The organism is Streptomyces sp. NPDC043870 (assembly GCF_056435785.1).
The window spans coordinates 1-13,518 of sequence record NZ_JBWKDT010000024.1 but is presented as its reverse complement, the minus strand read 5'-3'; the positions used below and the strand labels follow the sequence as shown (position 1 = coordinate 13,518).

The window sequence follows — 13,518 nt, the reverse complement described above, 5'->3', positions numbered from 1 at the left end:
ATCGCCGGACGGGCTTGGGGTGCGCCGGGGCCGTCTCCCGACTGCGGGCCGTGGGGGCTGCTTTGGCCTGGGTTCCGCTCGGATGCCGGGTGTGGACCGTGGGTGTCGGGTCCGCTTCGGTCCGGGGGCGGTCGCGGCTAGCGTGGCGGTTTGCTGAAGAGAGTGACCGGGCGTTCCTGCCGCTCGCCGTCGACGATGATGTCCACGGACTCGTTGTAGAAGGCCACCATGCCCTTGATGACGTTCACGGCCGGCAGCGGATCGGGATAGCTCCAGGCGATGTCGGGCCGTACGTCGTCGGCGCCCGCCCACGACCAGTATTCGGTCGCCACACCCTTGTACGGGCAGCGAGTTCGTGAGTCGGTCCGGGTGAAGAGATCGAGGCGGACGTCCTCGCGCGGGAAGTAGTAGCGGACCGGCAGATGCGTCTCGAACAGGAGCACCGGCGTACGCGTGTCCGCGACGACCGTGCCCACGATCTCGACCTGGACGTGCCGGGTGCTGGGCAGCGCGTCCACCCGATGGTGAGGGTCACGAGGGTGCACGAAGATCTCCTCCTCCTCTTCGTACCAGTGGTCGAGCACGTCCCGCCCGAACCACTCGAAACAGATGTGACCGGCCAGCTCCTCACCGGGATACGTCCAGGCCGCCGCCTTGATGATCCGGTCGTCGAGCACAAGGTCGTAGAAGACGGTGGCTCCCGCGTGACGCCGGGTCGCGGGCCGTTCGGTCCTTCGCAGCAGGTCTGTGCGGACGTCCTCGGCGGGGAACGCGTACAGCGGTACGGGACGGCCGGGCTCCCACACGAGAACCGGCCGGTGGCTGTCGACGACCGTGACGTCGTCCTTCGTCCCGCGCACCCAGCGTTCACTGGGCTCCCAGATCACGCTGTCGGCCGGATCGGGCCGGCGCCGGACGACAGGCACGGATCGCGGAGTCCCACTCGATGTGGTCATGAGTCCACCCTGCGCGGCGTCGCTGCCCGCGGCAACGCCGCGCCACGGAAAAGCACGCGCACCCCCGGTGCCGCGCCGCGAGAATGGGGCCGTGCGGTATCTCATCCTCGGTGTCACCGAAGCTCGCGACGAGCGCGGCGGTCCCGTTACGGTCGGTGGTCCGAGGCTGCGGGCGCTCCTGGGGGCGCTGGCGTACCGGGGCGGGCGGGCCGTCGGCGTACGGGAGCTCGTGGGGGACGTGTGGGGCGGGGAGCCCCCGCACGACGCCCCTGCCGCGCTCCAGGCACTCGTCGCACGGCTGCGCCGCGCGCTCGGCAAGGGCGCGGTCGAGTCCACCCCCGCCGGCTACCGGCTCGCCGCCGTCCCGGACGACATCGATCTGTACGTCTTCGAGCGCCTCGTCCGTACCGGCACCGCCCAGCTCGACGCGGGTGACCCCGGCGCCGCGGCCGGCACGTTCCGCGAAGCGCTCGCGCTCTGGCGGGGTCCCGCGCTCGCGGACCTTCCCGAGGGGGATCTGGGTGTCCGTCCGGAGGCCCAGCGCCTCGCGGCCGTGCGGCAGCGCATCGAGGCCGACCTCAGGTACGGAGTCGCCGACGCCCTCGTACCCGAGCTCGAAGAGCTGACCACGGCGCACCCGTACGACGAGACCTTCCGCGTCCAGCTGATCCGCGCCCTGCGCGCCGAGGGCCGCCAGGCCGATGCCCTCGCCGCGTACGAGGACGCCCGCCGGACCCTCGCCGACGGCCTCGGTACCGATCCGGGTCCGGAACTGACCGACCTGTACGGGCAGTTGCTGGCAGCGCCGCCTGCCGAGTCCGGGGGGAACCTACGGCCCCGGCTCACCTCGTTCGTCGGGCGTGAGCCCGAACTCGTAGCCATCCGCGCGGAGCTGACCCGCTCCCGGCTGGTCACCCTCACCGGCCCCGGCGGCGCCGGCAAGACCCGCCTCGCCGAGGAGGCCGCCGCCACGGCCCCCGACGCCTGGCTCGCCGAACTCGCCCCGCTCGACGATCCCACCGCCGTACCCGGAGCCGTCCTCTCCGCGCTCGGGCTGCGCGAGACGCACCTGATCACCCGGGAGGGGCAGCCGCTCCACGACGACCCCACCGACCGGCTCGTCGAGCACCTCGCGCACCGCGGCCCGCTGCTCGTCCTCGACAACTGCGAGCACGTCGTCGGCGCCGCCGCCGAACTCGCCGAGACCCTGCTCACCCACTGCCCGCGGCTGCGGATCCTCGCAACGAGCCGGGAGCCCCTGGGGGTGCCCGGAGAATCCGTCCGTCCTGTGGACTCCCTGCCCCAGGACTCGGCCCTGCGGCTCTTCGCCGACCGGGGCACGGCCGCGAACCCCGCCTTCCGGATCGACGACGACCGTGCGGCGGCCGAGGAGATCTGCCGCCGCCTCGACGGGCTGCCGCTCGCCATCGAACTCGCCGCCGCCCGGCTGCGGATGCTCACTCCGCGCCAGATCGCCGACCGCCTCGACGACCGCTTCCGGCTGCTGACCAGCGGCAGCCGTACCGTTCTGCCGCGGCAGCAGACGCTCCGTGCGGTCGTCGACTGGTCGTGGGAGCTGCTGGACGACGCGGAGCGCTCGGTCCTGCGCCGGCTCTCGGTCTTCGCCGGCGGCTGGGATCTGACCGCGGCCGAAGCGGTGAGCGTGGACCCGGGGAGTGGTGACGCCGCCGCCCTGCTGGGCGCTCTCGTCGACAAGTCCCTGGTCACAGCCGTTCCCGACGGAGACGGCGAGATGCGGCTGCGGATGCTGGAGACCATCCACGAGTACGCCGCCGAGCGCGCCGCCGAGACTCCGGAGCTGCTCGCCACGGCGGAGCGCGCCCACATCGCCCACTTCACGGCCCTGGTCGAGCAGGCCGGCCCGGAGATCCGTTCGGCCGGACAGTTGCCCTGGATACGCAGGCTGGAGACAGACCTCGACAACATCCGCGCCGCCCTCCACCGCGTGACCGCGCGCCGCGAGGACGAGCCGCACGCCCTTCGTCTGGTCCTCGCGACGAGCTGGTTCTGGTGGCTGCGCAACTACCGGTCCGAGGGGCTCGCCTGGGTCACGCGGACGGTCGCCCTCGCCCCGGACCTGGACGGGGGCGACCGGAGCGACCCCTGCTACTGGCCCCGTATGCACGTGCGCATGCTGCAGCTCTTCCTCGACGAGAGCAATGCGATGCCTGCGGCGTTCGAGGATCCGGACAGGCGGCGAACAGCCCGTCGGCTACGGGACGTCTTCCGCGCCGGCGGCGCGGAGGCCGCCCGTTTCCCCGGGCTGGTCTGGCCCTTCGCCAGCTATCTCGCCGACGGCCTCGACCGCGTCCGGGAGCTCCTGGACGAATCCATCGCCAACTGCCGTATCCACGGCGGCGACTGGGAGACGGGCGTGGTCCTGATGCTCCGTACGCACATGGCCATCGACTATCCGGGCGGTGTCGACGGGGTCGACGACGACCTCGCCGAGCTGCGCGACATCAGCCGGCGCGTCGGCGACCGCTGGATGCGCGCGCAGGTCGCGAGCGCCATCGCCGAGGCGGCCATGATGCGCGGGCGGTACGAGGACGCACACGTCGCGTACACCGAGGGGCTCGGCCTCGCCCGGGAAGTCGGCGCGCATGCCGAGGCCCCGTTCCTGTTGGCCCGGCTTGCCGAACTCGCCTACCGGAAGGGCGATGTGGAGGCCGCCGAGAAGGGTCTCGACGAGGCGTCCGACGAGGCCGAGCGCTACAACGTCCAGGACACCCGGGCGTTCGTACGCATGCTCCGCTCGGTGATCGCCCTGGAACGCGGCGAGATCCGGCATGCCCGCCGGCTCGCCGAGGAAGCCAAGGCGGCCGCTGCCGCCGGTACGCCGCCGCCGCACTTCACCGCGGCGCTCAGCGGTCTCGATGCCCGGATCGCCGCCCACGAGGAGGGCGGCGGCGCCCTCACCGGTGTGCGCGCGCTCGCCGCCGCGCTGCGCGCCGCGCTGGAGTCCCGCTGCGCCGAGGTCATCACCGCACACATCACCGAGAGCGCCGCTACCGTGCTGCCGCTGCTCGGCGAGGACCGGCTCGCCGTACGGATCCTCGCCGCGGCGGAGGCGTGGCGGACGGGCATACCCCGGTCCGTGCCGGAGCGCCGCATGGTGGAAGCCGTCGAGAGCCAGGCCCGCGCGAGCCTCGGTGAGGAGCGGTACGAGGCCGAACGCGCCGTCGGTGCCGGTCTCAGCCTCGCTCAGGTCATCGAGGCCCTGGAAGAGGCGGTATGCAGCGGCACCTGATCCGGGATACCTGATCTTCGGGCGGGCTGATCCGGGGCGGCTGATCTGCGCCGCCTGACCTGCGTCGGCTGATCTGCGGCACCTGATCCGGGCCGGGCGCTCAGTGGCAACTGATCCGCGACTGTGCCCAGTCCGCGAGCGCCACCGAGTCGAAGGGGGTGTGCGGCTCCACCACCAGCCGGATCGTCTTCCGCCCGGAGAGACCGACGCTCACCGGCACCGCCGTGTCGCCACCGCGCAGCACCGGCGACCGCCACAGCCGCGCCCCGTCCCCGTACACGGAGAACCGCACCGCGCCGCGGCCGAGGTTCAGATCGTCGACCCCGACCAGGGCGTCGTACGAGAGGCAACGGCGGTTCAGGTCGATGGTCACGGACGACCTGGCGCGGACCGAGATTCCGTGCCCGTACCGGGTGCCGTCGATGGACATGCCCCAGCGCTGCCAGAGCCAGCTGCTCTCGCCGAGCCGCACCTCCGGCTCGGTGTGGTCACCGAACGCCCCGTACTTCAGCCGGTTGACCTGGTAGACGGTCGGGTCGGGCGCCGTGGGCGGAGGGGGCACCGGGGGCGGCTTGGGCGCCGGCTTCCGCGTGGGCGTGGTGGGCTTCGGCTGCTGCCCCGGCGGTGCGGGCTCGGTCGCCAGGGGCTCCGGGACGGCCGGTGAGAGCTTCTGGGCCGTCGCGGGTGAGGGCTTCTTCGGCGACGGCGGCGTCGGCTCCGGCGCGGAGGACGCGGGTGGAGCCGGGGGTTCCGCTTTCGGCGAAGGGGCGGGCGGCTGCGGTACGACGGGCTGTGCGGCCGACGGCTTCGCCTCGGACTTCGGCGCGGCTGCCGGATCTCCCGACAGTGCCCACACGATCCCGGCGGTGGCCGCTATGGCCGCCGCCGCGGCGATCCCGGCCTTCACCGGTGCCGCCAGGCCCTCCGCGGCCGCGGCGCCGCCCGCACCACCGGAACCCGCGGTGGCCGATCCCGACCCGGCCGTGGCAGCGGCGGCACCCGCCCCCGCCGCGCCCGCGGCTCCGCCCGCCACGATCCCGGCCGCCTTGAGCGAGTACCCGGCGGCGAACCAGCCGATGAACGCGACCGGCAGCAGCGCGGGGATCCCGGCATTGACCTGCTCCAGTTCCCCCACGGCCAGCCGGCACCTGGCGCATGCCTCCAGGTGCTTGCGCAGCCCCCGCTCGGCCCGCATCCGCAGCCCGCCCCGTGCGTACGCCCCGAGCCGGTCGGCGTGCTGCGCGCAGTCGCCGCCCGAGGTGAGCGTGCTGCTCACATGGGCTTGCAGATAGGCCTGCTTGAGCCCCTCACGGGCGCGGCCGGCCAGCACCGCCGTGGCGTTGGCGGTGAGGCCGAACAGCGGCGCCACCTCGCTGGGCGACGCCTCCTCGACGGTCGTGTGCCACAGCACCGCCTGCCACCGCTCGGGCAGCGAGCGGAAGGCCTGCAGGGCCAGTGACCGGTCGGCCTCGTGCATCGCGCGGACGTCCGCGCCGAGATCGAGGGTGCCCTGGTCCGGCACCTCGGCGGAGCGGGCGGCCTGGTCGGCGAAGACCGCGAAGTCCTCGACCAGTTGCTCCCGCTTCGTGGACTTCGTCCAAGCGGCGGCAACCCGGCGCACGGTCGTCAGCAGATAGGCCCGTACGGCCTGCTCGGGCCCGGCGCCGCCGCGCACTGCCTGCAGCGTCCGGGCGAACACCTCGGCCGTCAGGTCGTCCGCGGTGTCGGCGTCGCGGCAGCACGTGCGCGCGTAGCGGCGCACCGCGCCCGAGTGCCGCCGGAACAGCTCCGCGTACGCGCTGTCGTCGCCTTCGCGCATCCGCTGGACCAAGTCGGCGTCGGACGGCGGCAGATCGGCGGCGGTGGCCCCGCTGCCGCCTGTGCGCTGCGGCGGCACGCTCGCGTCGGCGTCCACCGGTCGCCCGGCGCCCGAGGAGCGGCCGGCGTCCCTGGAATGCCCGGGACCGCCCTGGCTCGGGACCTGCTGAGAAGGCAGCCCGCCGGTCTCCGCGCCGGCTGCCCCGGCGAGTGGCTCGTCCCGACCGTCACCGCTCATCGCGGAAGCTCCCGTACGCACCCAGTGACCCGAACACCGGCCAAGAGTGCCATACAGCAGCAACGGTCAGGGCTCCCCCGGACGCACCAACCACTCATCCGGGGAGGCCTCCCGAAACCGAGCACGAGGGTTCGCCCATTCGGGGAGTGCCGAACAGACCGCACGCCCCCGCGCCCCGCGCCCCCGACCCCCGCGCCCCGAGACCCCGCGCCCCGACCATCGTCACGCCGACCGTCGTCACACCGGCCGCTTCACGCCGACCGTCGTCACACCGGCCGAGAGCGCAGACCCTCCAGCAAGATGTCCAGCAACCGGGCCGACGCCGCGGCCTGCTGCGCAGCATCGGGCAGCGACGGCGCGGCCGTGGCTATCACCAGCAGCACATCGGCCACCGTGACATCGCTCCGCAGTTCACCGGCCTCGCGCGCCCGGTCGACCAGCTGCCCCACGACCTCGAGCAGCTCGCCCGCACCCGCGTCGTCCTGCTCGGCCGTCGCCGCCGGACGCGGTGTGATCACCCGCAGATCGGGCTGACCGGCGATGCCCAGCCGCTGCTGCGGCACCCGCGCCTCGTCGCGCGGGGTCTCCGCGACGACCGTCGAGTCCTCGACGTCCACACCGACGCGCAGTATCTGCGGCGGCAGCAGCCGGCCCGCACCCGATGCGACCGACGTCCGCAGGAACCGGGAGAGCGCCGACCACGGCTCCTCCTCCTGGCCCAGGGCCGTACGCGCCTGCTCCGTCAGCCGGGAGGTCTCCTCCTCGGCTATCCGCCGTACGAGCACGTCCTTGCTCGGGAAGCGGCGGTAGACCGTGCCGACGCCGACCCGTGCCCGGCGCGCCACGTCCTCCATCGGCGCCCCGTAGCCGAGTTCCCCGAACACCTCACGTGCGGCGCGCAGAACATGCTCCAGATTGCGCTGCGCGTCCACGCGCAGCGGAGCCGAACGGCCGGCCGCAGTCGTCGCCACCCGCCCGTTCCCACCGACGTCGGTGGCGACAGCGGTCGGCCAATGCGAATCCTGAATGTGCATGAGCGTTCCCCCGGTAATGATGTCGTCTCCCCCCGGAGACTCCCCGCCGTGACAGTCGGGGTGAATCAGACGAGTCACCGACCCGACACCCCGACGAGGTACGAACATAGTTGAGTCGGGGTCAATTCAGAAGGGGCAGTTCCGTACGGTGCGCCCCCCGATCGGAGCAAGGGCCGGAACGTTCCTGTTTCCGCCCCCTCCCTCCACCCCCCTCGTCCCCGCTGACCTGCGCACCTTCCCCTACGGCGGGGAACCGGCCAGGTGCTGCTCGGCCAAAACCTGCGGTCACACAATTTGCCGGGGCTGTGGACAAACTCCTGAGGCCGTTGCGTCATGGGAAGGTGAAGGCTGCATACTCCCGGGACACGACCCCCGGTTCCTCGCCGCGCACGCGCATTCTCGTCGTCGGCGGAGGCTACGTGGGGATGTACACGGCACTGCGACTCCAGCAGAAGCTGAAGGCGGAGCTGGGGCGTGGCGATATCGAGATCGTCGTGGTGACGCCCGAGCCGTACATGACCTACCAGCCGTTCCTCCCGGAAGCGGCGGCCGGGGCGATCTCGCCCCGCCACGTGGTGGTCCCGCTCCGCCGCGTCCTGAGCAGCTGCAAGATCCTCATCGGCGACGTCAGGACCGTCGACCACGCCAAGCGCACCGCGACGGTCACGACCCTCGCCACCGCGGAGGAGGGCACGGGCGGGATCCAGCTCGGGTACGACGAGTTGGTCATCGCCCCCGGCTCGATCTCCCGCACGCTCCCGGTCCCCGGCCTCGCCACGTACGGCATCGGCTTCAAGTCCGTCGAGGAGGCCATCGGCCTGCGCAACCACGTCATCGAGCAGATGGACATCGCCTCATCCACCCGCGAGCCCGCCCTGCGCGACGCGGCCCTCACCTTCGTCTTCGTCGGCGGCGGCTTCGCAGGCGTCGAAGCGCTCGGCGAGCTCGAGGACATGGCCCGCTACGCCACGCGCTACTACCACAACATCAAGCCGGACGACCTGAAATGGGTCCTGGTCGAGGCGAGCGACCGCATCCTCCCCGAGGTCGGGGAGGAGATGGGCCGGTACGCCATCCGTGAGCTGCGCGCCCGCAACATCGACGTACGGCTGGAAACCCGTCTCGACTCCTGCGAGAACCGTGTCGCCGTCCTCAGCGACGGCACCCGGCACCCGACCCGCACGGTCGTGTGGACCGCCGGCGTCAGGCCCGCGCCCGTCCTCGCCTCCACGGACCTGCCGCTCAACGAGCGCGGCCGGCTCAAGTGCACCGCCCGGCTCACCGTCGAGGGTGTCGAACACGCGTGGTCGGCCGGTGACGCCGCCGCCGTACCGGACATCACGTCGGACGAGCCCGGCAAGGAGACCGCGCCGAACGCCCAGCACGCCGTCCGCCAGACGAAGGTCCTCGCCGAGAACATCGTCGCCTCCCTGCGCGGGCAGCCTCTCAAGGAGTACGCGCACGCATACGTCGGATCCGTGGCCTCGCTCGGTCTGCACAAGGGTGTGGCGCATGTGTACGGCCGCAAGCTCAAGGGCTATCCCGCCTGGCTGATGCACCGCGTCTATCACCTCAGCCGCATGCCCACCTTCAACCGGAAAGCGCGCATCCTCGCCGAGTGGACACTGTCCGGTCTCTTCAAACGTGAGATCGTCTCGCTCGGCTCGCTGGAACATCCGCGCGCCGAGTTCGAACTCGCCGCGGGAGCCGTTCCTTCCAAGCCCCTCACACGCCGCCACGAGGACCCGCCGAGAAGCGGTCGCGCACCGCGGCCGACGGACAAGCCGGGCCCGGCATCGGGGGAGGAGCCCAGGAAGGACTGACCCGCTGTCAGTGCTGTCGGTCACACTGGACGTGTGACGATAGGTGGACCGACATCTGCACAGAGTGACCTGTCCCTGGGGCGCGGCCACCACGACGACCAGGACGCTGCCGCCCGTGCGCACGAGGGCGCAGCCGCGCAAGACGATCAGCAACGACACCACGAGGCTAGAAAATCCGTGAACTTCACGCGTTGGAGCGCCCGGCTCCCCGGTACGCAGCGTCGCGCCGCAGCGAGGACGGACCGCGGCTCCGTGCCCGCGGCCCGCGGCGAGTACGACCAGCGGCCGGACCGCCTGCCTGACGCCACCGACGCCACCGAAGCCGACGACGCCCCTGGCGCGCCCGGCTCGCCCGCCGCGCCCACGCTGGAGCACTTCTCCGTGCGGGAGCTGCTCGGCCCACTGCCCGCCCTGGTCGCTCTCGTCCACGGCCCGGAGCACCGTGTGTCGTACGTCAACGACGCCTATGCCGCGGCGTTCGGCCCCCGTCCCGCAGGTGCCGTCGCCGCCGAAGCCTGCCCCGAGCTCGCCGAGCTGGGCCTGCTTCCGCTGATGGACCAGGTGCTGCGCAGCGGACGGCCCCGCACCGTGAAGTCCCGCCGTTTCCAGGGCGGCGGTTCGTACACGGTCACCTGCCTGCCCGCCGAGGCCCCGGGCCACGACGGCCAAGTCGTCAGCGGAGTCCTTGTCTTCGCCGCCGATGTCACGGACCACGCCGATGCCGCGGAGCGGCTGCGCACCAGCGAGCGCCGCCATCGCGAAACCGCCGTCACCCTGCAGCGCTCCCTGCTTCCGCAGGAGCTGGAGCAGCCCGACGACCTGCGGATCGCCGCCACGTACCAACCGGGCGGCACCGACGCCGCGGTCGGCGGCGACTGGTACGACGTGATCACCCTGGGGGCGGGCCGCACCGCCCTCGTCATCGGAGACGTCATGGGCCGCGGGGTGCGCGCCGCCGCCGTCATGGGCCAGCTGCGCACCGCCGTCCGCGCGTACGCCCGTCTCGACCTGCCCCCGCACGAAGTGCTGCAGCTGCTCGACGGACTGGCCGCCGAGATCGACGCCAGCCAGATCGCCACATGCGTCTACGCGGTGCACGACCCCAACGAGGGACGGCTCGTGTACGCGTCGGCGGGCCACCTGCCGATCCTCGTACGCGACGCGGACGGTGCGGTCCACCGCGCCGAGGAGCCGACGGGCCCCCCACTCGGCACCGGTGGCTGGATCCACACCTCCGGCACGATCGCCCTCCAGCCCGGCTCCACCGCCGTCCTCTACACGGACGGGCTCATCGAGCGGCGCGGCGAGGACATCGACGAAGGAGTTGCCGCTCTGGAGCGCGCGCTGGCGGGAGCGACCGGCACTCCCCAGGTGGTCTGCGACCGCCTCATCCGCTCCCTGGGCGTGACCGCAGAGCATGACGACGATGTCGCGGTCCTCGTCCTCCAGCACCCCACCCGCACGGGCTCGGACGCGGAGCTCTTCCACAACGCGGCACTGGAGCTGCTCGGCGGTGTCGAAGCGGCGCCCCGCGCGCGTGCCTTCGCTTCGGGGGTGCTGGCCTCCTGGCGTTTCCCCGGGGAGTTGCGCGATCTGGGTGTCCTCGCCGCGAGCGAGCTCGTGGCGAACTCGCTGCAGCACGGCACCCCACCCATGCGCCTGCGGCTCCGGCGCACCGACCGCCGCCTGATCATCGAGGTGACGGACGGGGATGACCATCTGCCGCGCCGCCGCCGCGCGGAAACGGAGGACGAGGCGGGCCGCGGGATCTCCATCGTCGCGACGATCGCCTCGTCCTGGGGGAGCCGCCGGACTCCTGGCGGCGGCAAAGCGGTGTGGTGCGAGTTCGCGCTCCCCGACCAGGAACTCGACCAGGAACTCGACCAGGTGCCCGACTAGGTCCTGTCCGGACAGGCTGCCTAGGCGGCGGCCTCGACCTTGCTCGGTGTGCCGTGCGTGTCGTGCTCGGGGCGGTGCTGAGCGACGATCCGCGACTTCGACGCGAGCGCGGGCCGGTCCTGTGCGGCCGTGAGGTTCCGCCCCAGCCTCATGGCCAGCACGGTGATACCGAGCGAGAAGAGCACGAACGTCACGATGTACGGACCGTGCAGCGACGCGCCCATCGGCCCGCCCACCGCCGGCCCGACCGCCAGCGCGAGCTGCTTGACCAGCGCGAACGCCGAGTTGTACTGCCCGACCATCGACTCCGGCGCCAGGTCGGCGACGAGCGGCGCCACGGTCGGCGACAGCATCGCCTCACCGAGTCCGAAGAGCGCGTACGTCGAGATGAACGCGGCCGTCGCCATCGTCTGGCTGCCGTGCCCGAGCCCCGCGTACCCCGCGACGAGCCACGCGACGGCCCAGATCAGACCGACCGCGGCGATCACTCGCGAGCGCCGCCGTTGCTCCACGAACTTCAGTACGAGGAACTGCGCGGCCACGATCACCGCGGTGTTCGCGGCCAGGGCGATGCCCAGCGTCGCCGGGTCGATCCCGGCGGCCTCCGTGCCGTATGCCGCCAGCCCCGACTCGAACTGCCCGTAGCAGGCGAAGAACAGCACGAAGCCCAGCACGGACAGCTGCACCATGGCGCGGTGCCCGAGCAGCGTCCGCAGCCCGCCCTTGGCCTTCGCCTCGGTGTTCTCGGGCCGAGTGTCCTGGATCGACGGCGCACCCGGCATCCGGACGGTCGCGGCGATCCCCGCCAGCACGACGAACATCGCCGCTTCGATGCCGAACAGCAGGGTGAAGCTGGCAGGCCGGCTCTCGTCGACGATCTGCCCGCCGATGAGACCACCGATTCCGAGCCCCAGGTTCTGCAGGAAGAACTGCATGGCGAACGCCCTGGTCCGGGTGGACGGGCTGGAGGCCCACACGATCATCGTCGCGAGCGCGGGCTGCATCACGGCGGTGCCGGCGCCCAGCAGCGCGGCGGAGAGCACGGCCGCCGGCACGCTGTCGGCCAGCCCCATGCTCAGCGCACCTGCGGAGGCCAGCAGCGCGGCCACGACCAGCACGGGCAGGGGCCCCCGCCGGTCGATGGCCCTCCCGGTGAAGGGGAGGACGACAAGCGCGGCCATGGCGAAGACGGCGAGCACGGCCCCCGCCGTACCGGCGCCCAGGTCCCGCACCTGAGCCACATACACATAGAGATACGGAACGGTGAACCCGAGCCCGAACGCGCTCAGCACGTTCCCTGCCTGGATCCGGCGCATCGCAGCGCCCATCGCCTTGGTCACACTCACCTGCTTCGGTTGGTCCGTCGAGCGGAGGACTGAAGTCTGAAGACTTCAACAGTAAAGTTAGAAGCTTAACAGTACACATCGAAGGACTTAGAAGCCAACCCGATGCATGGGATAGTGAGGCGCATGTCCGACACCCCCGAGCAGCCCGGCCGCCAGACGCAGGCCACGCAGGCCACTCAGCTCTCCACGGCCGCGCAGGAGCCGAGCCTCGACGAACAGATCGCGGCGTATCAGCGCGAGTTCCGGGACCTGGACCCCCAGGTGGAGAAGGTCGTCTCGGCCCTCGGCCGGCTCAACCGCCGGATGAACGTCGCGTACGGCCGCCAGGTCGCCGCCCTCGGCATCAGCAACGCCGAGTGGGAGGTCCTCAAGACCCTGGTCCTCTCCGGCGCCCCCTATCGCCTCGGCCCCGGCGAGCTCGCCAAGCGCCTCGGCCTCACTCCGGCTGCCATGACCCATCGCATCGACCGCATGGCGGGCGACGGCCTGGTCACCCGCGACCGCGACGAGACCAACCGGGTGCGCGTCATCGTCGAGCTGACGGACGAGGGGCGTTCGAAGTGGCTGGAGGCGATGCGCATGGCCACGAACTTCGAGGAGGACCTCCTCCAGGACCTGTCGAGCGAGGAGCGCGGAGTCCTGGGCGAGCTGCTCATCCGCGTCCTGCGCCGTGTGGAGCACACCCAGCCGGACGCGGGCGGCCGGCTCACCGATCTGGACTAGCCGCCCGGCTGCTTGGCTGCCCGGCCGCATGGTCAGGAAGGTCAGGGAGGTGGCCTGGGGAGTGGTCCGGAAGGTGTCCTGCAGATGGACGAACGGGCGAGTTGACACACCTCTGGTCGATCCGTAAGGTTCTTCGAGTTGTCACGGAGCCGGAACGGTTCTGCGACGGCCACTCCCGCCGCTCATGCGGCAACCAAACTCTGCACGATCTCCCAGCCGGGAAGAGTTTTGGCATGCCGAAATTCATTTCGATTGACTCGATTATGAGTCGCCCGGGAAATCCGCTAGAGTTTGAAACGTCGGAACGGCCCAACAGCCGGAAAGACAACCCCCTCTGACTGGGAGTCAGGCCCGAAAGGATCTGATAGAGTCGGAACCGCCGGAAAGGGAAACGCGAAAGCGAAGAACGG

General features: G+C 71.9%; 8 protein-coding genes. 4 read left to right on the top strand and 4 right to left on the bottom strand.

Features of this window, described 5'->3' with window-relative positions; all coding sequences use genetic code 11:
• Positions 1-137: 137 nt before the first annotated feature.
• Positions 138-956 (bottom strand): DUF427 domain-containing protein, encoded by an 819-nt coding sequence (locus AC0699_RS25760; protein WP_478664470.1) that lies wholly within the window; start codon positions 954-956, stop codon positions 138-140.
• A gap of 91 nt (positions 957-1,047) precedes the next feature.
• On the opposite strand from AC0699_RS25760, the gene AC0699_RS25755 reads away from it, so the two are divergent.
• On the top strand, positions 1,048-4,227 hold the full coding sequence (locus AC0699_RS25755; protein WP_478664468.1) for a BTAD domain-containing putative transcriptional regulator: 3,180 nt from the start codon (positions 1,048-1,050) through the stop codon (positions 4,225-4,227).
• Between the two features lie 100 nt (positions 4,228-4,327).
• On the opposite strand, the gene AC0699_RS25750 is transcribed toward AC0699_RS25755, so the two are convergent.
• Positions 4,328-6,283, bottom strand: coding sequence for a sigma-70 family RNA polymerase sigma factor (locus AC0699_RS25750; protein WP_478664464.1), 1,956 nt, complete (start codon positions 6,281-6,283; stop codon positions 4,328-4,330).
• 266 nt (positions 6,284-6,549) lie between these two features.
• Positions 6,550-7,317 carry a TetR/AcrR family transcriptional regulator gene (locus AC0699_RS25745; protein WP_478664460.1) on the bottom strand — a complete coding sequence of 256 codons (768 nt, stop codon included), beginning with the start codon at positions 7,315-7,317 and terminating at the stop codon, positions 6,550-6,552.
• Positions 7,318-7,658: 341 nt separating this feature from the next.
• Here AC0699_RS25745 and AC0699_RS25740 point away from each other — a divergent pair, with 341 nt between their 5' ends.
• Both AC0699_RS25740 and AC0699_RS25735 read left to right on the top strand, forming a co-directional pair.
• Positions 7,659-9,140: an NAD(P)/FAD-dependent oxidoreductase gene (locus AC0699_RS25740; RefSeq protein ID WP_478664458.1), complete on the top strand. Its 1,482-nt coding sequence runs from the start codon at positions 7,659-7,661 to the stop codon at positions 9,138-9,140.
• 177 nt (positions 9,141-9,317) lie between these two features.
• Entirely contained in the window at positions 9,318-11,039 is a 1,722-nt protein-coding gene (locus AC0699_RS25735) for an ATP-binding SpoIIE family protein phosphatase (protein WP_478664454.1), read from the top strand.
• 20 nt (positions 11,040-11,059) lie between these two features.
• On the opposite strand, the gene AC0699_RS25730 is transcribed toward AC0699_RS25735, so the two are convergent.
• Complete coding sequence (locus tag AC0699_RS25730; protein WP_478664450.1) at positions 11,060-12,379, bottom strand: MFS transporter; 1,320 nt, start codon at positions 12,377-12,379, stop codon at positions 11,060-11,062.
• Positions 12,380-12,508: 129 nt separating this feature from the next.
• On the opposite strand from AC0699_RS25730, the gene AC0699_RS25725 reads away from it, so the two are divergent.
• Entirely contained in the window at positions 12,509-13,108 is a 600-nt protein-coding gene (locus tag AC0699_RS25725) for a MarR family winged helix-turn-helix transcriptional regulator (RefSeq protein WP_478664448.1), read from the top strand.
• Positions 13,109-13,518: the final 410 nt, after the last annotated feature.